The organism is Halobaculum sp. EA56 (assembly GCF_051195075.1).
Classification (GTDB): domain Archaea; phylum Halobacteriota; class Halobacteria; order Halobacteriales; family Haloferacaceae; genus Halobaculum.
This window is the reverse complement of the sequence record NZ_JBNTJX010000001.1, coordinates 400,523-424,213: the sequence shown is the minus strand read 5'-3', so window position 1 is coordinate 424,213 and position 23,691 is coordinate 400,523. Positions and strand designations below refer to the sequence as shown.

Sequence of the window (23,691 nt, the reverse complement as noted above, 5' to 3'; positions counted from 1 at the left end):
CGGCCGGACAGCGCCGCCGCGTCAGCCGCGCGTCACACGCGCCGCGCCCCGCGGGGCCGGCGTGCGTCGCCGCGCCGTCGGGGCCTCGTCCGTCCCCGTCGCCGGTGGTGTTTTCAGGCCGGGCCCCGTAGCGTGGGACAGTCTAGCACGTCCTGCGCCGTCGCCGTCGCGGCCGGCGGTTCCGGCCGCGGCCGCACGGGGCGCAACGGAGGGCTTAACCGCCGTCCGGACGGACGTACCGGCCAGCACACCCCGTCACCACATCATGAACGAAGTCCAACTCGAAGTCGCGAAGGCATACCCCAACGACTCCGGGAGAGGGATCGCTCGCCTCGACCCGGACACGCTGCTCCACCTGAAGCTCTCTCCGGGCGACATCATCGAGATCGAGGGCGCCGAGACCACCGCCGCGAAGGTGTGGCGCGCCGACCGGCAGGACTGGAACACCGACACCGTCCGCATCGACGGCTTCACCCGCCAGAACGCCGACGTCGGCATCGGCGAGCGCGTCACCATCCGCAAGGCGGAGGCGAAGAAGGCGGAGTCGCTGACGCTGGCGCCGCCCGAGGAGGCGTCCGTCCAGTTCGGCTCGGACGCCGCCGGCATGGTGAAACGGCAGATCCTCAAGCGCCCGGTCGTCGAGCGCGACATCGTCCCGGTGATGTCGAGCACGAACCACCCGTTCATGCGCTCGCCGGGGCAGGCGATCCCGCTCATCGCCGTCGACACCGAGCCCGACGGCGTCTGCCTCATCACCGAGGACACCGACGTGGAACTGCGCGAGGAGCCCATCTCCGGGTTCGAGAAGACCGGCGGCGGCATCACCTACGAGGACATCGGCGGCCTCCAGTCGGAGATCCAGCGCGTCCGCGAGATGGTCGAGCTGCCGATGAAGCACCCCCAGATCTTCAAGAAGCTGGGGATCGAGCCGCCGCAGGGCGTCCTCCTGCACGGCCCGCCCGGCACCGGGAAGACCCTGCTGGCGAAGGCCGTCGCCAACGAGACCTCCGCGAGCTTCTTCTCCATCGCGGGCCCGGAGATCATCTCGAAGTACTACGGCGAGTCCGAACAACAGCTCCGGGAGATCTTCGAGGACGCGAAAGACGAGAGCCCGAGCATCATCTTCATCGACGAACTGGACTCCATCGCGCCCAAGCGCGAGGACGTCACCGGCGAGGTGGAGCGCCGGGTCGTCGCCCAGCTCCTGACGATGATGGACGGGCTGGAGACGCGCGGGCAGGTGATCGTCATCGCTGCGACGAACCGCGTCGACAGCGTCGACCCCGCCCTCCGCCGGCCAGGTCGCTTCGACCGCGAGATCGAGATCGGCGTCCCCGACGAGGTCGGCCGCAAGGAGATCCTCCAGATCCACACCCGCGGCATGCCGCTGTCGGACGACGTGGACCTCGACCGGCTGGCCGACGAGACGCACGGCTTCGTCGGCGCCGACATCGAGAGCCTGACGAAGGAGGCGGCGATGAAGGCGCTCCGGCGCTACCTCCCCGAGATCGACCTCGACGAGGAGGACATCCCGCCGAGCCTCATCGACCGGATGATCGTCAAGCGCAACGACTTCCAGGGCGCGCTCGCGGAGGTGGAGCCCTCCGCGATGCGGGAGGTGCTCGTCGAGCTCCCGAAGATCACCTGGGAGGACGTCGGCGGCCTCGAGGACGCCCAGCAACAGGTGAAGGAGGCCGTCGAGTGGCCCCTCACCAGCCCCGAGAAGTTCGAGCGCATGGGCATCGAGTCGCCGAAGGGCGTGCTCCTGTACGGCCCGCCGGGCACCGGGAAGACGCTGATGGCGAAGGCCGTCGCCAACGAGACGAACGCGAACTTCATCTCCGTGCGGGGGCCGCAGTTGCTCAGCAAGTGGGTCGGCGAGTCCGAGAAGGCCATCCGGCAGACGTTCCGGAAGGCCCGGCAGGTCGCCCCCACCGTGATCTTCTTCGACGAGCTGGACAGCCTCGCGCCCAGTCGGGGGCAGGAGATGGGGAACAACGTCTCCGAGCGCGTCGTCAACCAGCTCCTGACGGAGCTCGACGGCCTCGAGGAGATGGGCAACGTGATGGTGATCGGCGCGACGAACCGGCCGGACATGATCGACCCGGCGCTCATCCGCTCGGGGCGGTTCGACCGGCTCGTGATGATCGGCCAGCCCGACGAGGAGGGCCGCGAGCAGATCCTCAAGATCCACACCGACGACACGCCGCTGAGCCCGGACGTGAGCCTCCGCGAGCTCGCCGAGCGCACCGACGGCTACGTCGGCTCCGACCTGGAGTCGATCGCCCGCGAGGCCGCCATCCAGGCGCTCCGCGAGGACGACGAGGCCGAGACCGTCCAGATGCGCCACTTCGATGAGGCGATGGAGTCGGTCCGGCCGACCATCTCCGAGGACATCCTGAGCTACTACGAGGACATCGAGGAGCAGTTCAAGGGCGGCGGCACCGACAGCCTCCGCACCGACCGCGGCGGCCGGATCGGCTTCCAATAACGAACCTCTTTTCGCCTCGGGTTTCCTCGCGCTCGCCTCCGGCGAGCGGTGCGGGAACCGCTCGGCGAAAACCCGTTCATGCCAAAAGGCCGGACCCTCCCTTCGGTCGGGTCCGGTGAACCGCTCGCTCCGCTCGCGGATGCTATGCCTGCGGTCCCGATCTGCAATTTGTTCCACTTGGGATCGCTCTGGAAGGAGAGGCGGTCAGCGATAGAGACAGAGGATTGGTCGGCAAACGGCTATTATTTGCTCTGCGTCGTGAACTGTGGAACAACCGCGAAACAGGTGTACGAACTGACTGATGGCTGTTGTAGCAAAACGGAGCGTTGGGCCCTGATCGTCGTGATGAAAACATCTTTGTGGAGATACACGGAACCAATTCGATACGTCCATGATTGAGCAAACGGAGTCACAACTCAAGAGCGGGGCGCTACTCGTAGCAGGACTCATTGCGGGAGGTCTCGCCGCATATTTCGTTGATGGACTCCCCGACATGGCCCTCCCCGCAGTAGCCTTCGTAGTGATGGCCATCGCACTGTATATCAAAAATGGAACCTAAATAGCGTTACAAGTACCTTTCACATACTCGATAAGTTCTCCTGAAAACGGCCCCCACTTAGCGAGTCTCCACCCGCAGTTTCAGCGGTATTGACGTGACCGATCCGCGCCCTGTATTCAGCACGGTCATCTAAACACCCTCTCAATCCGACATAACTTCCAACGATAGCTTTGCAGCCCTTATCGAGCGGTTATTTCACCGGAAGCTACCCGAAATAGAGTTCTGACAACATTCTCGCAAGCCACGATTAGTTGGCCGCCTGCGATTGCGGTTCGCACCAGCGATCGTTCCGCGAGCGAGGGCCGGCAGGTCCGAGCGAGCGGCCTTTTGGCATGAACGGGTTTTCGCCGAGCGGTTCCCGCAGGCCGCCGGAGGCGGCCGAGGAAACCCGAGGCGAAAAGAGGTTCGTTAGTAGATAAGCTCGTCGTCGTTCTCGACCATGTACAGCGTCCGGGCGGCGATGTTGACCGCGTGGTCGCCGACGCGTTCGAGGTCGCGGATCGTGAGCAGGAGCCGGGAGACGTCCGCCATCATGTCGTCGATGTCGGCCTCGGTGACCCCCTCGCGTTCGAGGAGTTCCCGCATGACCGCCGCGCTCGCGTCCTCACACAGTCGGTCGACGTCGTCGTCCGCCTCCGAGACCCCGTAGCAGGCGTCGGCGTCCTCCTCGGCGTAGGCGGTCATGGCGTCGTCGAGCATGTCGAGGGTCGCCTCGCCGATGCGCTGGACGTCGACGTCGGGGAACACGTCGCGTTCGGCCCGGAGGGTGTACTCGCCGAGGTTGGTCGCGAGGTCGCCGATGCGTTCGAGGTCGGTGATGATCTTGAACGACGCCGCGATGAACCGGAGGTCGCCCGCGACGGGCTGCTGGAGGGCCAGCAGGTCGACGCAGTCCTGTTCGAGTTCGAGGTAGAGCTGGTTCACCTCGGCGTCCTCCTCGATGACGCGGCGGGCGAGCTCCTCGTCCTTCACGTCGAGCGCGTCCATCCCCATCCGGAGCCGCTCGGCGACGATCTCGCTCATGTAGAGGACGTCCTCGCGGAGCTCGTCGAGGCGCTCCTGATACTGTTTCCGTGGCATACCCACGAGTCCCGTGGCGGCAGTGGTAAGGGTTTGTGTTGCTACTGTGACTCCCAGTCGGTGAGCGACTCGTCGGCGTCCATCGACGAGATCACCTCCACGACGCGGTCGCCGAAGGCGAGTCCGGCGAACACGAGGAAAGCGACCATCACGGGGGCTGCGGCGTCGAACATCGGGGAGGAAGCGGCCTCGATCATGGGATCAGTTCACGTACATAGACGTATGAGTCTGACGGAGCGGGTATCGTGCGCGAGAACGGCCGGCGCCGGCGGGTCCCCGGAGCACTTATCAGTACGGTCGCGCGAGCGATCCGCAATGGAACGCGAGCGGCTGTTGCGACGGGTCTCGACGGCACGGACGGTCGGCCTAGTGGGGGTCGCGATCGGGCTGTTCGCCTCGCTGACGACGGTCACGTGGGTCGGCGTCTCGCTCGTCGTCGCCGCGATGGCGGTCATCACCGTCGCCCGGATCGACCGCCTCAGGGAGACGCCGCTGAGTCCGGCGGCCAGGACGCGACTCGCCGCGAGCTGGACGCTGTTCGTGGTCCTGCTGTCCGCGTTCCTCGTCGTCGCCGTCCCCGGCGAGGTGGTCCCGGCGGAGGGGCGGCTGTTCTGGGCGCTCGCGGCGGCGACGGGCGGGCTGCTGATCGCCTACCGGCTGTTCCACGCGGCGTACCTCCCGGACGACTGGTCGCTCACCGGGGACGTGGAGGACGGCGAGTCCGCCGCCGCGGACACCGACGCCTCGTAGGCTCGGCGGCCGTCGCGGGTGGGGGGTGCGGAGCGTGGGCACCCCGTCGCCGGTGAGAAGAGGGCGAGCGGCGTCAGGACGCCGGCAGGACGGGCACCCGCCAGAGTCCGAAGTTGACGCCCGCGGTGACGGCGAGCACGCCGACCGCGAACGCCAGCAACGCGGCGTCGCCGAGGTCGAACTTGAACGGCGTGCGCGACTCCTGGAGGTCGTCGAGCGGGTACCCCCGCATCCGGAGCACCGCCATCATCGTGGTCGAGCGACGGAACACCGTGATGATCGCCGGAACCCCCAGCTTCGGCAGGTTCCGGGCCATCCTCAGCGGGTTGCGGGTCTCGATGGCGACGCCCTTGAGTTTGAGCCCGTCGGCGATCCGGAGGATGTCGGCGAAGACCGTGTACAGCAGCAGGAACGCGTACTCGAAGGTGAAGCAGACGAACTCCGGGACGCCCAGTCCCCGGAGGCCGTCGGTGATCTCCGTCTCGCGCATCGACGTGAACAGGCTCGCGCTGACGAACAGCGCGGCGGGGAACGAGAACGCCAGCTTCAGCCCGAAGCCGAAGTCGCCCGCGAAGGCGCCCCTCCCCGCGAGCACGCGCTCGATTGCCGGGAAGGCGACGAACCCCAGGACGTTCGGGATCTGGAGGGCGGCGAGCGCGAGCAGCCACTTGGGGTTGACACGCGCGACGATCGCGAGCCCGACGCCGATGCCGAACATGGCGATCATCCAGTGCCACGTCGGCGCGACGTACAGGAACAGCACCAGCGCCGCGAACGCGAGCAACTTCACCCGCGGGTCGCGGCGGTGGAGGAACGTGTCGTAGTCGTTGTAGACGACGGGGACTGACCTCATTCGTGCACCTCCATCGCGCCGGCGGCGCGGTCGACGAGCGAGTCGAGCGTGTACGCGCGGACGTCGAGACGCTCGGCGAGCTCGGCGGCCCGGGGTGGCCTGACGTGCTCGGCCCGGAGGTCGTCCCACCGGGAGGCGTCGAACACCGTCGACGGCGGCCCGCGGGCGGCGACCCGCCCGTCGCTCAGCAGCGTCACCCGGTCGGAGACCTCGCTGACGAAGTCCATGTCGTGTTCGATCACCACGACGGCCTTCCCGTCGTCCGCGAGGTGGGCGATCGCCTCCCCCATCAGGTCGTATCCCTCCGCGTCGAGCCCGGCGGCCGGTTCGTCGAGGATCACCACGTCCGGGTCCGGCGCGATCGCCGAGGCGATCGCCGCGAGCCGGCGGTACCCCTGCGGGAGGAACGTCGGGTCCTCGTCGAGGAGGTCCTCGCCGAGGCCGGTCCGCTCGCGGGCTGCCTCGACGCGCTCCTCGATGTAGGAGTCGTCGTAGCGCTGCTCGCCGCCGAACGGGAGCCAGCCGCGGTCGTACTGCCGCTCCTCCAGCGGGAACCGGATCTCCTCCTCGACGGTCCGCTTGCTCAGCTGTTCGTCGGGGTTCTGGAACGACAGCGCGACCGTCTCGCCGACCGCCGCCGCCGTCCGCCCCGCGGTCGGCTCGCCGTCGATCCGGATCTCCCCCTCGTCGGGGTCGAGCAGGCCGACGATCAGTTCCACGAGCGTGCTCTTGCCGGCGCCGTTGCCGCCCACCAGCGCGTGGACCTCGCCGGCCTCCACCGAGAGGTCGATCCCGTCGATCGCGGGCTCCTCGCGGTAGCTGAATCGGAGATCCTCGACGGACAACAGCGGCTCCTCGCCCCCGTCTGCCGTCTCGCCGCCGTCGACCGCGGGCGTCGTCGGCTCCGCTTCGTTCGCCTCCGGCCCGTCGATCCGGTCGGTGTCGCTCCCGGACGCCCCCTCCACCGACAGCTCGTTCGTCCCCGTGTCCGTCAGCCTCCGGCTCATCCGGGCGCCGTCGGCGACGGCGTTCGAGAACTCGCCGACGGTGATCGGCGAGGCGTCCATGCCGAGCCGGCGCGCCGCCCGCAGCGGCGTCGGCGGCCGCACGCCGACGCGGTCGAGGAGGTCCGCGTCCCTGAGGATCTCCTCGGCCGGGCCGAACGCCTCGCGCTCGCCGTCATTCAACACGAGCACGCGGTCGCACAGGCCGACCAGCTCCGAGGGGTCGGTCGCGGTCAACACCAGGGGCTTCTCCCCGCGCAGCGAGGAGACGATGTTCGACACCTCCTCTCGTCCCGCCGGGTCGAGCGCGCGGGTGGCCGTGTCGAACACGATCGCCTCGGCGTCCATCGCGAGGACGGACGCGATGGCGACGCGCTGTTGCTCCCCGCCCGACAGCTCCCACGTCCGTCGGTCCTCGTACCCCGCCAGCCGGACGCGCTCGAGGAGCTCGCTCGCGCGCTCTCGGGCGGCATCGCGACCGAGTCCCCGCGAGAGCAGCGGCACCATCACCTCGTCGACGACGTGCACCTGCGTCAGCTGGGAGCTGTAGTCCTCGAACACCATGCCGAGGCGGGTGTCGTCGTCGTCCTCGCGGGGGTCGGCGCCGGCGACGGTCAACTCGCCGTCGAGGGTCCCGCCGGTCACCGTGGGCGCGAAGCCGGCCAGCGCCATCGCGAGCGAGGTCTTGCCTGACTCGACGGCGCCGACGACGCCGAGCGTCTCGCCGTCGTCGACGTCGAACGAGACGCCCCGCAGGGTCGGGTCGCTTCTCGTCGGGTACTGTAGTCTGAGGTCCGTTGCGTGGATCATGTGGTAATGCGTGTGAACGTGAACGAAGGGGCCGCGTGAGGCGGAGAAGGCCGCGGCGACGGCGGGTGGTGGTCTCGTGTGATGGGTGGACGACGGAGGGTGGTCGCTCGCGCTGTTCGGTTCGGGAGTGTGGTGTGCTCAGTCGGCGGTCGTCTTCGCCGCCTCGCCCATGAACCGCTCGACGCGACCCTCCAGGGCCGCGACCGTCGGGATGAGGGGGATGAGCCCCAGGACGATGCCGTGGGTGACGGTGTTGCCGGCGACGACCGTCGCGTACACCGAGACGGCCTCGCCCTCGATGACGATGATGCCGAGCCCCTCGATGAGGATCTGGACGAACGCGCCGACGATCGCCGCCAGCGACAGCGTGACGTAGTCGTCGGCGTTCGCGTCCTTCATCATGTAGCCGGCGACGGTGAAGCCGACGACGTAGCCGGCCAGCCCGAAGGGGTCGTCGATCTCGTACCCCTCGATCACGTCGCCGATCGCCTCGCCGAGGCCGCCGCCGACCGCGACCGAGATGGTCGGCGTCCCCCACGGGACGAAGAACATGATGGCGTACACGATGAAGAAGGGCTTGAAGTCGATGTCCGGCGGGATCTCCCCGACGGCCTCCGAGATGAAGAGGCCGCCGAGGAAGATCACCGCCGTCATCCCGGCGAGGGTGATCAGCGTCGTGAAGTCGAAGTCGCTCCTGAATCCCGAACTCGTGGTTGCGCCTGACATCACGTATCGGGTCGTCCGATCCCTCAAAAGACGTTGCTATGAGAGGTATGTCCGTGTACGACCGGTACCGGGCGAGCAATAGCGATCTGTTCGATATATACCGGTACGTATCGACGGAGAGCGTCCGACCGACCGACGGAGGCCGCCCGGCCGGCCGCCGATCGCGAGTGACGCGGGGACGGGAGCGCTACCGAGCGGTCCGGAGGGCTCATATCAACGTTCAGGCCGGTCGCCGCGCTACGGGGAACCGACCGTGGATCTCACGACCCTGCTCGCGCTCGCGCTCGGCGGCGCCGTCGCCCTGTGGCTGATCGACGCCCTCCTCGGGTGGCTCGTCGCCGCCGCGGGCCGGGTGGAGGGCGCGATCGAGGACGACGCGGACGCGGCACCCCGACGGGACCACGGGGAGACCTGACCGCCCGCGCCGACCGACCGCGACGTTATCACGACCGGGCTCCTACTCGGGGCCGTGTTCCGCCGGTCACTCCTGCTCGCGGGGGCGGCGGCGCTCGCCGGTTGCTCCTCGGCCGACGGCGGGAGCGGCGGCCGCACCGTGAACCCCGCGCTCCGGGAGACGCCGACGGCCTCGCCCACGCCGACGCCCGAGCCGACGGCCTACGGCGCCGGCGACGCCGACAGCCTCGACCGGCCGCGGTCGGTCGTCGTCTCGAACCGCCTCGTCAGGGGCGAGTGGATCACCCTCCGGGTGGAGGACAGCGGGACGGAGGTGCTGGAGCGCACGTTCCGGGTGCCGGCAGCCGACAGGCGGATCGTCGCCGGCGTGTTCGGCGCCGCGCGCACCTACACCGTGTCCGTGCGCACCGCCGACGGCCGCCAGCGGACCGCCGAGTGGGCGCCCGGACCCGGCGGCGACGACCTGGGGGTCGACCTCGACGGCGGGGTGAGCGTCCGCGACGTGTACCCGCCGTCGGCGGCCCGCTCGTTCGTCCGGGGGTCGACCGGCGGCCTCCTCGCGCCGTCGACCGTCGCCGCGGCGGCCGTACTCGTCGTCGACGCGCCCGGCGACGGGGGACGCCTCCGGGTCGCCGCCTCGGACGGCGACGGCGCCGCGGGCGTCGACCTCCGCGTGCCGGCCGGGTCCCGCGTCCCGCTCCCGCTGTCGGTGCCGCGTGGTCGGGTCGCCGTCTCCGTCGAGGCGGGCGGGGGAGACGACCGCCGCGGCTGGCGCCCCTTCGAGGACGGCCCGCTGTACTGCCTGCTCGGGGGGTCGCCGCGGCTGGTGTGTGACCTCCTGGTCCGCGACCTGCTCGTCGAGAACGCGACCGACGCCGACGCCGCCGTCGACGTGGCCGTCCGCGCCGACGGGGAGCGGGTCCTCGACCGGACCGTCTACCCGGCGGCGAACGCGACCGTCCGGGTGCGGACGACCGTTCCGCCCGCCGGCGCGTTCACCGTCACGGCTCGCCTCGCGGACGAGGCGGGGACGGAGGAGGAGGAGGAGGTCCGACGGTCGCTCGCGCGCTGTCCCGCCCGCGGGCCGCTCGTAGTTCGCCTCGGGGACGACGGCGGAATCGAGGTCGGGTCCCGGGCCGTCGAGGGGGACTCCCCGTCGACGGTCGGGTGGGTCGGACACCGTCGCTGACGGGCGGGAACTGGCGGGGACGGACGAAAAGGGGGTGACGGGAGGAGGCGGCGAGAACGGACGGCGGAGCGGAGCGACGGACCGCGTTCCGAACCGGACGACGGGGAACCGACGGCGGACCGCGAGGGACCGGAGCGCGCCCGGCGGCGTTATCCGAACTTCCCGGTGATGTAGTCCTCGACGCGCTGGGAGTCGGGGTTCTCGAACACCTTGTCGGTGTCGTCGAACTCGACCAGCTCGCCGCCGGTGAGGAACACCGCCGTCTTGTCGGAGATGCGTGCGGCCTGCTGCATGTTGTGGGTGACGATGACGACCGTGTACTCCTCGGCGAGGTCGTCGATGAGGTCCTCGATCTTCGAGGTCGCCACTGGGTCCAGCGCCGAGGCGGGCTCGTCCATCAGGATGACCTCGGGGTCCGGCGCGATCGCCCGGGCGATACAGAGGCGCTGCTGTTGGCCACCCGAGAGGTCCAGCCCGGACTCGTAGAGCTGGTCCTTCACCTCGTCCCACAGCGCCGCGCGCTTGAGCGACTCCTCGACGATCGCGTCGTAGTCGCCCTCCTTGCCCTGTATCTCCAGGCCGTAGGCGACGTTGTCGTAGATGGACTTGGGGAACGGGTTCGGCTTCTGGAACACCATCCCGACGCGCCGGCGGAGCGCGACCGGGTCCACGTCGTCGTCGTAGACGTTCTTTCCCCGCAGGAGGAGGTCCCCCTCCACGCGGGCGGCGTCGATCATGTCGTTCATCCGGTTGATGCACCGGAGGAACGTCGACTTGCCGCAGCCGGAGGGCCCGATCATCGCGGTGACGCGCTTCTCCGGGATCTCTATCGTGATGTCGTTGAGCGCGCGCGTGTCGTTGTAGTAGACGCTCACGTCGCGCGCCTCGACCAACGTGTCGGCCTCGCGCTCGTAGTCGCTGGCGCTCACGCTCTCGCTGACGTCCGTCTGAATGGACATCTCCGTCGACGGGTCCTCCGTCGTCGCTTCTCCCCCGTCGGGCTCTATCTCGTCGTCGGTGGGTCCGTGTCCGTCTGTCATGCTTGGTGGTTACTGCTCGCTCTGATACTTGTTTCGCAGGACGATCGCGATCGAGTTCATCGCGAGGAGGACGCTCACGAGCACCACGACGCCCGCGGGGACGGCCTTGGTGTAGAAGTCCTCGCTCGCGAACAGGCTCGACCACGCGAACACCTGCAGCGGCATCGCGCTCACCTTCGAGGAGAGCTCGGTCGGCAACGAGAACAGGACGCTCGGCGCCCCGATCATGATGAGCGGCGCAGTCTCGCCGATCGCCCGGCCGAGCGCGAGGATCGTCCCGGTGAGGATCCCGGGGAACGCCCGCGGCAGCACGACCTTCCGGACGGTCTGCCACTTGGTCGCCCCCATCCCGTAGGAGGCCTCCCGCATCTCGTTGGGGACGCTCCGGATCGCCTCCCGCGAGGAGATGATCACGATCGGGAGGATGAGCAGCGCCAGCGTCGCCCCGCCGATGAGGACGGTTCCGGTCGGCCGCCCGAGGTACGTGACGAACACCCCGAGCCCGAGCAGGCCGTACACCACCGAGGGGACGCCCGCGAGGTTGGAGATGTTCACGTCGATGAAGCGGGTGAAGCGGTTGTCCGGGGCGTACTCCTCGAGGTACACCGCCGCGCCGACGCCCAGCGGGAACGACAGGACCGCGACCGTGACCATCAGCAGGATCGACCCGCCGATGGCGGGGTAGAGCCCGGCGTCGACGGCGTTACGGCTGTGCGCGCTCGTGAGGAACTGCCAGTCGACCCACGACCGCGGCCCCGCGAAGCCGAACGCGTCGACGGCGGCCGCCCCGAGGAGTGCGCCGCCGATGGCGACCGCCGGGAAGAGGAGCCCGACCCGGTCGCGGGGGCGAGAGACCGCGCCGCCGGCGGCGTACGCGACCGTCGGGACGCCCGCGACCGACGCGAGCACGACCGCCGGCACGGGGGTGACCCCGACCGCGGGGCCGAGCGCGCCGGCGCCCGCGATCGCGGCGAGGGCGGCGGCGCCGGCGACCGCGCCGGCCCGCCGGTCGCGGAGGCTGGCGGCGTACGCGCCGACGACCGCGGCGACGAGGAGCCCCAGCGACGCCGCGAGCGACATCCAGTCCAGCGGGATCACCGGCGCGGACTGGACCAGCCCCGGGACGCCCGGGACCACGGTCGGGAGCCCGACGGCCGCGCCGACCGGACCGGGCAGGCCGAACAGCGCGACGTAGAACGCCAGGGTGGTCACGCCGGCCCGCGTGAGGAACGGGACCTCCCGCGACCGGCGCTGCAGCGCGAGAACCGCCGCGGACGGGAGCGCCAGCGCGAGCGCGTACGCGAGGAAGACGAGCGGCGGGAGGATGTCGACGAAGATCATCCCGGTGCCGCCGGCGAACATGAGCGTCACGACGGTCATCCCGACCGTCATGGCGCCGAAGCGGAGCGCGTCCGTGTCGCGGCGGTAGAGGAACGTGCCGACCCCGAGCGTCGGGAGCACGAGCGCGAGGAGGAACGTGAGGTACCAGCCCGGGTCGGCGGTCAGCGGCTGGATGGCGTCGTTGGCGACGTACACGAGCAGCGCCCCGAGGACGACGATCCCGAACAGCGTCGCCGCCAGCAGGACGTACTTGAAGACCGCCCCGACGGTCTTGTTCACCTCCCCGAAGCTCTCGATCTCGCCGGTCTCTGTGTCGGTCGCCATCTCAGTACTCCTCGCGGTACCGCTGTGCGATCAGGTCGCTGATGACGTTCATTGCGAGCGTGATGACGAACAGCGTCAGGCCGATGGCGAACAGGCTCCGGTAGGCGAGCCCGCCGCCGGTGATGTCCCCCAACAGGAGCTGGACCATCGCCGCCGTCATCGGCAGCGCCCCCTCCTGGTAGGCGGTCGGGTCGAGCGGGTTGAGGAACTGCGCCTGCGACCCGGCGGCGACGGTGACGGCCATCGTCTCGCCGATCGCCCGCGAGAGCGCGAGGATGAACGACGAGAGGATGCCCGACAGCGCCGCGGGGACGACGATGCCGGTCGAGACGTCGAACTTGGTCGCGCCCATCCCGTAGCCGGCCTGCCGGAGTTCGTCGGGCACCGCCGACATCGCGTCCTCGCTGATCGACGCGACCATCGGGATGATCATGATGCCGACGACGATGCTCGCCGACATGAGGTTGAACGTCCCCGTCTCCGGGAGCACCGTCTGGATGGCGGGCGTGATGTAGACGAGCGCGAAGAAGCCGTACACGACCGTCGGGATGCCCGCGAGCACCTCCAGGGCGGGCTTCAGGAACGCCCGGTGGCGGGGGGCAGCGTACTCGCTGAGGTAGATGGCCGTCGCGACTCCCAGCGGGAGCGCGATGACCGCCGAGCCGATGGTGATCATCACCGTGGCCGAGACGAGCGCGAGCGCGCCGAACTTCCGGTTGCCGATCTCCCAGGTGGTCCCGGTGAGGAAGTCGACGATCGACGCCGTCGGCCCCTCGACGCCCATCAGCGGGGCGGTGAGCGTGAAGAACTTCGCCGCCTCCGTCACCAACAGGACGACGATGCTGACGGTCGTGACGATCGAGAGCACCGCACACAGGAAGAAGAACGACCGCGTCACGAGTTCTTCGGGAGCGTTCTGGGTGTCCCGGGTGAGGTCGTCCACGATGTCGTCGGTGCTCATTCAGTTCTGGGGTGGTGCGGGGTGGTGAAAAATTTCTCCGTTCGTGCGTCCGTCGCGCCGGTGACAGGAGGTGCGCTCGCGCTCAGGCGTTGGCCTCCTCGATCGCGGCCTCCAGCTTCTCCATCTGCTCGGCCTTCTCGTCCTCGCTGAGCGGGACGTAGCCGACGTCGTTGGCGACGACCTCCCGGTTAGTCGTGTTCTCGACGAAGTAGCGGGCGAAGGCGGCGACGTGGTCCTCCGCCAGCGAGGACTTCGCCGGGTAGGTGAACAGCGGGCGCGCCAGCGGGGTGTACTCGCCGGACTTCGCCGTCTCCAGCGACGGCTCGACCGGGCCGTCGCCGTTGTCGATGGCGACCGCCTTCACCGCGTCGGTGTTCTGGCTGTAGTAGGCGAACCCGAGGTAGCCCATGGCGTACTCGGAACCCTGGACGCCCTGCATGATGGTGCGGTCCTGCTCGGTCGCGGAGTAGTCCTGGCGGTGGCCCGGACCGTCCTCGCCGATGACCGCCTCGAGGAAGTAGTCGTACGTCCCCGAGGCGTCGGAGGGGCCGAACAGCTCGATCTCCTCGTCGGGCCAGTCGGAGTTGACGTCCGCCCACGTCGTCGGCGGCGAGTCGGCCGACCAGATCTCCTTGAGCTGCTCGACCGTGAGCGACTCCGCCCAGTCGTTGTCGTTGTTGACGATGACCGTCAGGGCGTCCGTCGCGACCGTCAGCTCGACGGGCTCCACACCGTTCTTCTCGCACTGCTGCATCTCTTCCTCCTTGATCGGACGCGACGCGTTGTTGAAGTCCGTCTCGCCGGGGCAGAAGAAGTTCGCGAACCCGCCGCCCGAACCCGTCGACTGGACGTTGATGTTCACCTTCGAGTGCTGTTTCTGGAACATCTCCGCGAAGGCGGTCGCCAGCGGGAACACCGTCGAGGAACCCGCGATGTCGATCGTCCCCGAGAGCTGCTGGGAGCCGCTGTCGGTGGTTCCGGAGCCGCCCGAGCCCCCGCCGTTCGAGCCGCCGCCGGAACCGCCGGAGTCGGTGTTGCTCGTGCAGCCGGCCAGCCCGAGGACGCCCGCCGTTCCCGCAGCAGTCACGAAGGCACGCCGCGTCGCGGATTCGGAGTGATCCGTCATCACTCGATCGGAGCCGGGAGATAGGTAAGTACCCTACTATGAGAAATATATAGATATAGTGTGAGAACGTGTGTACATGGATCGACGGATCCGGCCCGGTCGTCGAATCGCCGAAAATACGACGCCAATCGGCCTCTCTGAGGACAACTGACAGTCGAGTGCTCTATCGAGTTTCGGGACATATCTTCCAATACCGCTCGATATTCTCGCTCAGAGGCGTCGATCCGAATCGAGTATATAGAGTACCGGTGGATTTAACAGCCGGTCGTCCCGAGACCCCGACGATGGTCGAGACACGGAAGGTGCAGGTGACCGGCGGGTCGACGTACACGGTGTCGATCCCGAAGGACTGGGCCACCGAGAACGGCGTGAGCGCGGGGACCGAGGTGGAGTTCTACCCCGAGGGGGACTCGCTGTTTCTCACCCCGGTGAGCGAGGAGGGGCGCACCGAGGGGACCCTCGACGTCGGCGACCTGGAGGGCGATCAGCTCACGCGCGCGGTGATGACGATGTACGTCTCGGGGTTCGACATCATCGCGCTGGAGGCCGCCCGGATCACCAACGACCAGCGCCGCACCATCCGGGACTCCGTCCAGAGCCTCGTGGGCCTGGAGGTGCTCGAGGAGACGCGCGACCGGGTCGTCATCCGCGACCTGCTCGACTCCTCGGAGCTGTCGATCCACAACGCCGTCACCCGGATGCGCCTCATCGCCGTCTCGATGCTGGAGGACGCGATCGACGCCCTCGCCACGAGCGACGAGGACATGGCGCTGGACGTGATCCACCGAGACGACGACGTGGACCGTCTGTACATGGTCGTCTCGCGCATCTTCCGGGCGACCCTCCGGACCCCGAAGGCCGCCGAGGACATCGGCCTCTCGCGGGAGGTGTGCTTCGACTACCACTCCAGCGCCCGCCAGCTGGAGCGCGTCGCCGACCACGCGACGAAGATCGCCCACCTGACCCACGAGCTGCTCGACGACGAGGCGATCGTCGACGCCGGCGAGGCCGCGACCGACGGCGGGGACGCGACCCTCCCGGACGAGCTGATCGAGGCGCTCCAGACGCTCGACGAGGACGCCCGGGAGGTCGTCGACCGGGCGATGGAGGCGCTGTTCGCCGAGGACAGCGCGGAGGCGACGCGGCTGGCGAACGAGGCGCGCGGCGCGGTGCTCGGCGTCGACCAGCGCGCCCGCGAGATCGACGAGCTGCTCCGGGAGCTGGACCCCGCCCGCGCGCAGCTGCTCGGGCTCATCGTCGACTCGGTGTCCCGGTCGGCCGACTACGGCGGCAACATCGCCGAGACCGCCCTCCAGAAGGCCGCGCCGACGCCGTAGCGGAGCCGAACGGCCCGGCGGGGTGACCGTCCCACCGTCGGCCCCGGCGTCGCCGCGCCGCCCGGCACCTAGCGTCGACGAGAGAACGACACGCCGACGACGTGTTCGACCAGGAGCGACGCCGCGAGCACCGCGATCCCGGCGGCCGCCGGACCGACGCCGACGACGCCCAGATCCCGGAGGAGCGGGGCGACCGCATCGGGACGGAGCACGAACACGAGCCAGACGGTCGCCCCCGCCGACTCGATGACGCTGAAGCCGACCGTGCGCGCGTCGACCAGCGAGGAGAACAGCCCCGCGCCCCTGAGGACGTTGTCCTCGACGGTGTGCTGGGGGACCAGCAGGGCCGCGAGGACGACCCCGGCGGCGAGGAACCCGCCCGGCCCGGCGACGCGCTCGGCGATCACGAGCCACAGCGCCCACAGGCCGGCCTCGGAGCCGCTGAACAGCGCCACCCGGCCGACGGGGAACGACGCCCCCGCCCCGTTGACGGCGCGGTTCGTGAGGTAGTGTTCGACGAACAGGCCGACGGCGAGCACGCCGAGGCCGGCGGCCGCGCCCGCCGACGCCGCGGGGGCGTCCCGGACGAGGGCGAGCCAGACCACGAGCGCGACCGTCTCGACGCCGGTGAAGGCGACGACGAGCGTCGACAGCCGGACGGCTCCGGACAGGCGGGAGCGCGACGCGCCGGCCCCGGGTTCGCGTGTCGCCACACCCCCCACACCGCTCTGTCGGCGTATTGTTAGCCGCAGGCCAACGGCGTCGCCGGGGCGGCCCGGGCGGCGACCGGGGTCAGCGCCCGTAGCCCGCCAGCGCAGCGAACACGTCGTCGCCCTCGGCGACGGCCTCCCGGAGCCGCCGTACGCCGGGCTTGTCGACGCGCGCGGGGTTGACGTGGATCCGCACCGGCTGCGTGCCGAGGGGGACGAAGCCGGTCCCCAGCCGCTCGGCGGTCGCGCGCAGTCCAAGGCCGACGTCGGCGTCGCCCGCGAGCACGCGCCGCGCGGGCGACTCGTGGGCGCGAACCGCCCGGTCGAAGCCGTCGACCGCCTCGGTGACCTCCCGGCGGGTCGTCCCGCGCTCGTCGGCCAGGTCGGCCAGCGCGTTCGCGAGCGTCGTCCGGAGCCCGGCGTCGGAGTCGCGGTTGACGAACCGGAGGTCCCGGTCCACGAGGTCCGACAGCCCCGTCACGTCGTCGGGGTTGCCGGCCGGAACGATCAGCCCCCACTCGCGGGTCCACTCGCCGAGCGTCTCGGCCGGCACCGGCTCGTCGTCGGCGGTCGGGTCCGGCGCGGCGACCGGGTCGCGGCCGGGGTCGTCGGCGACGACGGCGGCGTCGGGGACGCCGTCGCGGAGGCGGCGCAGTCCCTCGCGGGAGCCGACCGGGAGGTAGCGCGGGCGGTCGACCCGGTCGAGCAGCCGCGAGAGCGCGGGGTCGTCCTCGCCGACGGCCAGCAGCGTCGGCGCGCGCACGTCCGGCGAGAACAGCCGAACCTCGACGTCCTCGCCGGCGGCGAGGTACTCGGTGTCGGGGTCGACGACGACGACGCCGTCGGCCTCCACGAGGCTCGTCGTCGCGCCCGAGCCCTTGTCGACGGGGTACACGAGCGTCTCGCCGTCGCCGTCGTGAACGAGGCCCGCGGGCATGAGCCGCATCCGTCCCTCCGAGTATCGCTCCTCGACGGCCATCCGGCCCGTCGCCGTGGCGGTCCGCGGCTCGGGCTTGCCGGCCGCCTCCCGCACCGCGGGGGCGACGAAGGTGCGGAAGATGGTCAGCGCCGACACCGGGTACCCCGGGAGTCCGACGTACGCGGAGTCGCCCACCCGGCCCACGAGCATCGGCTTGCCGGGCTTGACCGAGACGCCGTGGAGGAGGAGTTCGCCGCGCTCCTCGATCACCCGGTAGATCACGTCGACGGCCGAGGCGGAGGTGGACCCCGACGAGAGCACGAGGTCGCACTCCTGGCTGGCCTCGACGAGCAGTCGCTCCATCTCGTCGTAGTCGTCGCCGGCGTGGGGGTACAGCCGGGCCTCGCCGCCGGCCTCCTCGACGCCCGCGGCGATGGTGTAGCTGTTCACGTCGTAGATCTGCCCGCGCTCGCTGTGGAGCTCCCCGCCCGGGCGCACGAGCTCGTCGCCGGTCGAGACGATCCCGACCGTGGGCGTCCCGCGGACGGGCACCTCGTCGACGCCGAGCGCCGACAGCAGGCCGATCTCGCGGGGCGTGACCTCCGTGCCGGGGCCGAGCGCCCGGTCGCCGGCGGCGATGTCGGCGCCCGCGAACATCACGTGGTCGCCGGGGGCGACCGAGGTGCGGACCTCGACCGCGTCCGCGTCGCCGTCGTGTCCCGCCACCTCCGTCGTCCGCTCCACCATCACGACCGCGTCGGCGCCGTCGGGCAGCACGGCGCCCGTGGATATCTCCGCGCAGGTGCCCGGCTCGACGGTCACGTCGGGCTCGGCGCCGGCGTGGACCGCGCCGACCAGCTCCAGCGTCTCGGGGTCGGCCTCGTCGGCGCCGAAGGTGTCGCGCGCGCGGACCGCGTAGCCGTCCATCGAGGCGCGGTCGAACCCCGGCACGTCGAGGTCGGCGTCGACCCGCTCGGCGAGCACCCGGCCGCGCGCCTCCCGCAGCGGCACCGTCTCCGGGTCGGACGCCAGGTCCAGGGAGGCGATGGCCTCGTGGGCCTCCCCGGGCTCTGCGAGGTCGCGGAACTCCTTGCGGTCGCTCATTCGCTCACCTCCCACAGCTCCACGTCGACGGCCTCGCCGGCGTCCAGCCCCTCCCGGGACTCGGGGACGACGACCCACCCGTCCGCCAGCGCGACCGACGAGAGCATCCCCGACCCGGACGCGCGGGTCGGCGTCGCCTCGGCGGCGGGGGCGTCTCCGTCGGCGGTCTCGGCGGACCCGGGACCGTCCCCGGTCCCCTCCAGCGTCACCCGCGCGAACGTCCGCACGCCGGGCTCGGAGGACACCTTCCGCGTCAGCGTCGCCCGCCGCGTCGGGTGCGGGTCGTGGGGGAGCGAGCCGAGTTCCCGGATCACGGGGCGGAGGAACTGGACGGCGTTGACGATGCAGGCGACGGGGTAGCCGGGGAGCATGATCACGGGGGTTTCCTCGACGACCCCGAGCGCGACGGGATGGCCCGGCTTGAGGGCGACGCCGTGGACGACCACCTCGCCGAGGTCGTCGACCACCTCGGGGATCAGGTCGCGCTCGCCCACCGAGGAGCCGCCGGTGGTGACGACGGCGTCGTGGTCCAGGTCGCGCTCGACGGCCGCCCGCAGGGCGTCCTCGTCGTCGGTGACGATGTCCCGGTAGGTGGCGTCGCCGCCCCAGCGCTCGGCCAGCCGGGAGACGGTGAGCCCGTTCGTCTCGATCACCTCGCCGGGGTCGGGGTCCGCCTGCACGAGCTCCTCGCCGGTCGGGATCACCGACACGCGGGGGCGCTCGGCCGCCTCGACCTCGGTCATTCCGACGGACTTCAGGAGTCCGAGATCCGAGGGCCGCAGGCGGTGGGGCGGCTCGTACAGGGTCTGTCCCTCGGCGACGTCCTCGCCGGTCGGGCCGACGTTCTCGCCCTCGGCGACGGCGTCGAACACCTCGACCTCGGCGCCGACCTCGTCCACCTGTTCGACCATGACCACCGCGTCGGCGCCGGGCGGCAGTTCGCTCCCGGTGTGGACGCGGACGGCGCCCTCGGGGCCCACCTCGTCCTCCTCGGCGAACAGCACCGCCGGGGAACGGTCGGAGGCCCCGAACGTGTCCTCGGCACGGACGGCCCACCCGTCCATCGCGGCGCGGTCGTACCCCGGCACGGGCGTCGGCGACTCGACGGTGCCGGCGACGGCGCGGCCGTCGGCGTCGGTCAGGGGGACCGTCTCCGTCCGGCCGTGCGGCGCGACCGCCGACAGGAGGCGCTCGCGCGCGTCGGCGACGCGGGTCCGCTCCTTGAACCCGGAGCGTGTGCGGTCGTGACTCATACCGGATCCCTCGCGCTCGCGCGGCAAAAAGGGGCGGCAGTCGGCGCCGGCGTCGCCGCGGGCGGGGAGGGGACCCGACGCGGGCGAGCCCGACCGGGCGCGTCCGGCCCCGTCCGGGACGGCCGGCCTACTCGCCGGACCGCGTCCGCCCGCCGCGCGCCAGGTCGGCGACCGCCCCCCGGAGGCGACGGGCGAGCGTCCGCGCCGCCGCCGCGGGCCGGAGCGCGACGGGCGTCTCCTCCGGACGGTCCGGGGGAACGCGGGCCCCGACCGACACCACCGCGGCGTCCGGCTCGACGCGCACGGGAACGGCGGCGCCCCCGTCGGATCCGCCGGAGTCGGCGCGGTCGGCGGCGCCGTCCCGGCCGGGGTCGACCCCGCGCTCCTCGGTCTCGTTCCCTGTCTCGGTCACGTGCGACGGCACCGGCCGCGCACGCAAAAACCTTGGGAGAGAGTCGCACGCACGCGACGGGGCCGCCACCGCGGCCTTTTTCGACGCGCCGCCCCTTGCACCGTCCATGTCGAAGCTACGCGAGGCGCTCCGGGACCTCCCCGAGCCGGTGTTCGCCGACCTGCTGGAGAGCGACGACGCGTACCTCCTGGTCGTCGACCTCCCGGGGGCCGTCGCCGGGACCACCGACGTCCGCCTCGAACGGGGCCGGCTCCACATCGAGGCCCGCCGCGAGAAGGCGGCCGACGGCGAGTACAGCTACGTCGAGGAGGACCGGCCGCTGTTCCTCGACGCCGAGATCCCGCTGCCGCCGGACGCGACCCACGAGAACGCCGAGGCGGAGATGGACCGCGGCGTGCTGGAGGTCCGGCTCCCGAAGCGCGCGGCCGCGCCCGAACACACCATCCCGGTCACGGACGCGTAACCCGGGGTGGTGACGCTGGTCTCACTGCGCGCCTACCGGCGGTTCCCGGTCGTCCTCTATCGGTTCCTCCCGCTGTTGATCGCGTACGCCCGCGACCGCCGGCGGTACCTGATCGTCGGCGGCTCCCGGGACGTCACCCGCGAGGAACAGCGCCGCCGGGCGGACGTGCTGCTCGACACCCTGCTCACGCTCGGGCCGACGTTCATCAAGCTCGGGCAGATCCTCTCGACGCGGCCGGACGTGGTGCCGTCGGCGTACATCGAGGTGCTGTCGTCGCTGCAGGACGACGTGCCGCCGGCGCCGTGGGCCGAGTCGAAGGTCGTGCTGGAGGACGAACTCGGGCCGGTCGAGGAGGTGTTCGACGAGTTCGACACCGACCCCATCTCCGGCGCCAGCCTGGGACAGGTGTACGTCGCCACCTACGAGGGCCGGGAGGTGGCCGTGAAGGTCCGCCGCCCGGGCATCGAGACCCTCGTCGAGGCCGACCTCCGCGTCATCAAGTGGTCGCTCCCGTTCCTGACCCGGTTCGTCGGCCAGGGGCAGGCGTTCTCGCTGGAGAACCTCGCCGAGGAGTTCGACAAGACGATCCACCAGGAGATGGACTACGCCCGCGAGCAGCGGATCCTGCGGGAGATCCGCGCGAACTTCGAGGACAACGAGGACGTGATCATCCCCGAGCCGGTCGCGGCGGCCTCGGGACCGCGCGTGCTCACGATGGAGTACATCCCGGGTACGAAGATATCCGACACCGCCGCGCTCGACGCGATGGGCGTCGACCGGACCGAGCTCGCGACGACGCTCCAGCGGGTGTACCTCCAGATGATCGCCGAGGACGGCGTCTTCCACGCCGACCCCCACCCGGGGAACCTCTCGGTGACGCGCGAGGGGCGGATCATCTTCTACGACTTCGGCATGTCCGGCCGGGTCGACCCGTACATCCAGGAGAAGATCATCGACTTCTACATCGCCGTCGCCAACCAGGACATCGACGGCATCCTCGACGCGCTCGTCGAGATGGGGACGCTCTCGCCGGAGGCCGACCGCGAGGTGATGGCCGACGTGATGGAGCTGGCCATCGCCGACGTGCGCGGGGAGGACATCGAGCAGTACCGCGTCCAGCAGGTGATCGAGCAGGTCGAGTCGACCATCTACGACTTCCCGCTGCGGCTCCCGCAGAACATGGCGCTGGTCCTCCGGGTCGCGACCGTGGTCGAGGGCGTCTGCGTCACGCTCGACCCGGACTTCGACTTCATCGAGGTGGCGACCGAGTACCTCTCCGAGCAGGGGTACCTGGAGGACACCGCCCGCAGGCTCGCGGGCGAGGCGGCCGACCAGACGCGCGAGACCGCGCGGGCGCTGTTCACCGTCCCGCCGAAGCTCGACGACGTGCTCGACACCGCCCAGCGGGGGAACCTGGCGGTGAACGTCACGCTGGAGGACGAGAACCGCGTCCTCGACCGGCTGGCCCAGCGCATCGCCTACTCCGTGCTGACGGCCGTGGGCGGCCTGTCGGCGGCGATCATCTACTCGTTCCGGGGAGGCGTGCTCGACGTGTACCTCTCGGTCGCCATCGTCGTCGCGACCCTCCCGATGGTGTTCTTCCTGTACCGCTCGTTCACCAAGGAGCGGCGCGGGATCACGGCGCAGCCCCAGTTCACCCGCCAGAACCTCAAGGAACGGCGGGCGACCGACGCCGAGGAGGGCCCCGGCGCCGCCGGCGCGATGATGCCCGGCGCGGTGGAGCGGGCCGACGACGGGACGGGCGGGGGCGACGGCCGCGGGGACGCCGGCGGCGACCGTCGCCGCGCCGACCGGACCGCCGACCGCCGCGACTGGGACGGCGACGGCGTCGACATCGGCGTCGAGGACGAGCGCGACGCGTAGCGGAGTCGGGCCCCCCTCCACCCCGACGCCGGCGGCGTCAGGAGAGCTCGTCGAGGACCGCGTCGGCGACCTTCACCGGCTGTTCGTGCTGGACCCAGTGGGTCGCCTCCTGGATCGTCGTGATCCGGCCGTCGGCGCAGTAGTCGAGGGAGTCGTGGGCCATCCGGCGCTTGAGGAACTGGTCGTGGACCCCCCAGATCAGGCGGGTCGGGACCGTCACCTCGTCGGTCTCGGGCGTCGGCCGCCGACGGGCGGCCGCCCGGTACCAGTTCAGCATCGCCGTGAACGCGCCGTCCCGCCCCCAGGCCGCGCGGTAGCGGTCGAAGTCCGCCGTCGAGAACGTCCCCGGCATCGACGACTCGCGCATCATCCGAACGGGAAGGCGCCAGTTGGCCGCGCGGATCACCGCCTCGGGGACCTTCGGCACTTGGAAGAAGAGCGCGTAGCTCGACCGGAGCAGCTGCGCCGGGTCGCCCGCGAGCGTCCGGCGGATCACCGTGGGGTGGGGGGCGTTGACCGCGACGAACTCGGAGAGGCGGTCGGGGTCGTGGAGCGCGGTCCACCAGCCGACGACGCCGCCCCAGTCGTGACCGACGACCGCCGCCTCCTGGCGGCCGTACGCGTCGATCAGCCCGGTCAGGTCCGCCGACAGCGCCTCGATGCGGTAGTCGCGGACGCTCCCGGGGCGCTCGCTGCGGTTGTAGCCGCGCTGGTCGGGCACGACGACCCGGTACCCCTCGTTGATCAGCGGGCGGATCTGCTCGTGCCAGCCGTACCAGAACTCCGGGAACCCGTGGAGCAGCAGGACGAGGTCCCCGCGTTCGGGGCCGGCCTCGACGACGTGGAACGTGCGGCCGTTCGCCTCGACGAAGGTCGACTCCCCGGGCACGTCCGGGGGGAGGTCCTCCGGTTCCGGGGCCGCGCTGCGCGTGGTGGCCATG

Annotated in this window: 21 protein-coding genes and 1 pseudogene; 8 read left to right on the top strand and 14 right to left on the bottom strand. The window is 70.8% G+C overall.

Going from position 1 to position 23,691, the window contains the following annotated elements:
- The first annotated feature begins 265 nt into the window (after nucleotides 1-265).
- The gene (locus ACQUQ1_RS02240) at nucleotides 266-2,491 is read left to right on the top strand and encodes a CDC48 family AAA ATPase (protein ID WP_435062623.1); all 2,226 of its coding nucleotides are present in this window, start codon (nucleotides 266-268) and stop codon (nucleotides 2,489-2,491) included.
- A gap of 391 nt (nucleotides 2,492-2,882) precedes the next feature.
- Nucleotides 2,883-3,050, top strand: a complete 168-nt coding sequence (locus ACQUQ1_RS02235) for a hypothetical protein (protein WP_435062622.1) — start codon at nucleotides 2,883-2,885, stop codon at nucleotides 3,048-3,050.
- Nucleotides 3,051-3,458: 408 nt separating this feature from the next.
- On the opposite strand, the gene phoU is transcribed toward ACQUQ1_RS02235, so the two are convergent.
- Together phoU and ACQUQ1_RS02225 are read right to left on the bottom strand one after the other, a co-directional pair.
- A complete protein-coding gene (gene phoU / locus ACQUQ1_RS02230; RefSeq protein WP_435062621.1) occupies nucleotides 3,459-4,130 on the bottom strand; it encodes a phosphate signaling complex protein PhoU in 672 nt (223 codons plus the stop codon).
- 41 nt (nucleotides 4,131-4,171) lie between these two features.
- Nucleotides 4,172-4,327 carry a hypothetical protein gene (locus ACQUQ1_RS02225; protein ID WP_435062620.1) on the bottom strand — a complete coding sequence of 52 codons (156 nt, stop codon included), beginning with the start codon at nucleotides 4,325-4,327 and terminating at the stop codon, nucleotides 4,172-4,174.
- Between the two features lie 118 nt (nucleotides 4,328-4,445).
- On the opposite strand from ACQUQ1_RS02225, the gene ACQUQ1_RS02220 reads away from it, so the two are divergent.
- Nucleotides 4,446-4,880 carry a hypothetical protein gene (locus ACQUQ1_RS02220; protein WP_435062619.1) on the top strand — a complete coding sequence of 145 codons (435 nt, stop codon included), beginning with the start codon at nucleotides 4,446-4,448 and terminating at the stop codon, nucleotides 4,878-4,880.
- Nucleotides 4,881-4,953: 73 nt separating this feature from the next.
- On the opposite strand, the gene ACQUQ1_RS02215 is transcribed toward ACQUQ1_RS02220, so the two are convergent.
- The 3 genes from ACQUQ1_RS02215 to ACQUQ1_RS02205 all read right to left on the bottom strand — a co-directional run bounded on the left by ACQUQ1_RS02215 (nucleotide 4,954) and on the right by ACQUQ1_RS02205 (nucleotide 8,273).
- Nucleotides 4,954-5,733 (bottom strand): energy-coupling factor transporter transmembrane component T family protein, encoded by a 780-nt coding sequence (locus ACQUQ1_RS02215; protein WP_435062618.1) that lies wholly within the window; start codon nucleotides 5,731-5,733, stop codon nucleotides 4,954-4,956.
- Nucleotides 5,730-7,547: an ABC transporter ATP-binding protein gene (locus ACQUQ1_RS02210; RefSeq protein WP_435062617.1), complete on the bottom strand. Its 1,818-nt coding sequence runs from the start codon at nucleotides 7,545-7,547 to the stop codon at nucleotides 5,730-5,732. Before ACQUQ1_RS02210 ends, ACQUQ1_RS02215 begins: the two co-directional genes overlap by 4 nt.
- A gap of 138 nt (nucleotides 7,548-7,685) precedes the next feature.
- Nucleotides 7,686-8,273, bottom strand: a complete 588-nt coding sequence (locus ACQUQ1_RS02205; RefSeq protein ID WP_435062616.1) for a hypothetical protein — start codon at nucleotides 8,271-8,273, stop codon at nucleotides 7,686-7,688.
- 253 nt (nucleotides 8,274-8,526) lie between these two features.
- Here ACQUQ1_RS02205 and ACQUQ1_RS02200 point away from each other — a divergent pair, with 253 nt between their 5' ends.
- Both ACQUQ1_RS02200 and ACQUQ1_RS02195 read left to right on the top strand, forming a co-directional pair.
- Nucleotides 8,527-8,688, top strand: coding sequence for a hypothetical protein (locus ACQUQ1_RS02200; protein WP_435062615.1), 162 nt, complete (start codon nucleotides 8,527-8,529; stop codon nucleotides 8,686-8,688).
- Nucleotides 8,689-8,742: 54 nt separating this feature from the next.
- Entirely contained in the window at nucleotides 8,743-9,876 is a 1,134-nt protein-coding gene (locus ACQUQ1_RS02195; protein WP_435062614.1) for a hypothetical protein, read from the top strand.
- A 149-nt stretch (nucleotides 9,877-10,025) separates the two neighbouring features.
- Here the strand turns inward: ACQUQ1_RS02195 and pstB are convergent, their stop codons facing one another.
- The 4 genes from pstB to ACQUQ1_RS02175 all read right to left on the bottom strand — a co-directional run bounded on the left by pstB (nucleotide 10,026) and on the right by ACQUQ1_RS02175 (nucleotide 14,668).
- Nucleotides 10,026-10,916 (bottom strand): phosphate ABC transporter ATP-binding protein PstB, encoded by an 891-nt coding sequence (gene pstB, locus ACQUQ1_RS02190; protein WP_435062613.1) that lies wholly within the window; start codon nucleotides 10,914-10,916, stop codon nucleotides 10,026-10,028.
- 9 nt (nucleotides 10,917-10,925) lie between these two features.
- A complete protein-coding gene (gene pstA / locus ACQUQ1_RS02185) occupies nucleotides 10,926-12,581 on the bottom strand; it encodes a phosphate ABC transporter permease PstA (RefSeq protein WP_435062612.1) in 1,656 nt (551 codons plus the stop codon).
- A 1-nt stretch (nucleotide 12,582) separates the two neighbouring features.
- Nucleotides 12,583-13,542 carry a phosphate ABC transporter permease subunit PstC gene (gene pstC, locus ACQUQ1_RS02180; RefSeq protein ID WP_435062611.1) on the bottom strand — a complete coding sequence of 320 codons (960 nt, stop codon included), beginning with the start codon at nucleotides 13,540-13,542 and terminating at the stop codon, nucleotides 12,583-12,585.
- 82 nt (nucleotides 13,543-13,624) lie between these two features.
- Complete coding sequence (locus tag ACQUQ1_RS02175) at nucleotides 13,625-14,668, bottom strand: PstS family phosphate ABC transporter substrate-binding protein (RefSeq protein WP_435062610.1); 1,044 nt, start codon at nucleotides 14,666-14,668, stop codon at nucleotides 13,625-13,627.
- A 284-nt stretch (nucleotides 14,669-14,952) separates the two neighbouring features.
- On the opposite strand from ACQUQ1_RS02175, the gene ACQUQ1_RS02170 reads away from it, so the two are divergent.
- Nucleotides 14,953-16,005: a PhoU domain-containing protein gene (locus tag ACQUQ1_RS02170; RefSeq protein ID WP_435062609.1), complete on the top strand. Its 1,053-nt coding sequence runs from the start codon at nucleotides 14,953-14,955 to the stop codon at nucleotides 16,003-16,005.
- Between the two features lie 68 nt (nucleotides 16,006-16,073).
- Here the strand turns inward: ACQUQ1_RS02170 and ACQUQ1_RS02165 are convergent, their stop codons facing one another.
- The 4 genes from ACQUQ1_RS02165 to ACQUQ1_RS02150 all read right to left on the bottom strand — a co-directional run bounded on the left by ACQUQ1_RS02165 (nucleotide 16,074) and on the right by ACQUQ1_RS02150 (nucleotide 20,403).
- Nucleotides 16,074-16,718 carry a hypothetical protein gene (locus ACQUQ1_RS02165; RefSeq protein WP_435062608.1) on the bottom strand — a complete coding sequence of 215 codons (645 nt, stop codon included), beginning with the start codon at nucleotides 16,716-16,718 and terminating at the stop codon, nucleotides 16,074-16,076.
- Nucleotides 16,719-16,797: 79 nt separating this feature from the next.
- The gene (locus ACQUQ1_RS02160; protein ID WP_435062607.1) at nucleotides 16,798-18,738 is read right to left on the bottom strand and encodes a molybdopterin biosynthesis protein; all 1,941 of its coding nucleotides are present in this window, start codon (nucleotides 18,736-18,738) and stop codon (nucleotides 16,798-16,800) included.
- Nucleotides 18,735-19,991: a molybdopterin molybdotransferase MoeA gene (locus ACQUQ1_RS02155; protein ID WP_435062606.1), complete on the bottom strand. Its 1,257-nt coding sequence runs from the start codon at nucleotides 19,989-19,991 to the stop codon at nucleotides 18,735-18,737. Before ACQUQ1_RS02155 ends, ACQUQ1_RS02160 begins: the two co-directional genes overlap by 4 nt.
- Before the next feature lie 127 nt (nucleotides 19,992-20,118).
- The gene (locus ACQUQ1_RS02150; protein ID WP_435062605.1) at nucleotides 20,119-20,403 is read right to left on the bottom strand and encodes a hypothetical protein; all 285 of its coding nucleotides are present in this window, start codon (nucleotides 20,401-20,403) and stop codon (nucleotides 20,119-20,121) included.
- A gap of 106 nt (nucleotides 20,404-20,509) precedes the next feature.
- Between ACQUQ1_RS02150 and ACQUQ1_RS02145 the strand changes: the two genes are divergently transcribed.
- Nucleotides 20,510-20,866 (top strand): Hsp20/alpha crystallin family protein, encoded by a 357-nt coding sequence (locus tag ACQUQ1_RS02145; RefSeq protein ID WP_435062604.1) that lies wholly within the window; start codon nucleotides 20,510-20,512, stop codon nucleotides 20,864-20,866.
- A 6-nt stretch (nucleotides 20,867-20,872) separates the two neighbouring features.
- Nucleotides 20,873-22,549: pseudogene (locus tag ACQUQ1_RS02140) on the top strand (ABC1 kinase family protein); the annotation flags it as partial.
- 238 nt (nucleotides 22,550-22,787) lie between these two features.
- On the opposite strand, the gene ACQUQ1_RS02135 reads toward ACQUQ1_RS02140, so the two are convergent.
- On the bottom strand, nucleotides 22,788-23,690 hold the full coding sequence (locus ACQUQ1_RS02135) for an alpha/beta fold hydrolase (protein WP_435062603.1): 903 nt from the start codon (nucleotides 23,688-23,690) through the stop codon (nucleotides 22,788-22,790).
- Between the last annotated feature and the right edge of the window lies 1 nt (nucleotide 23,691).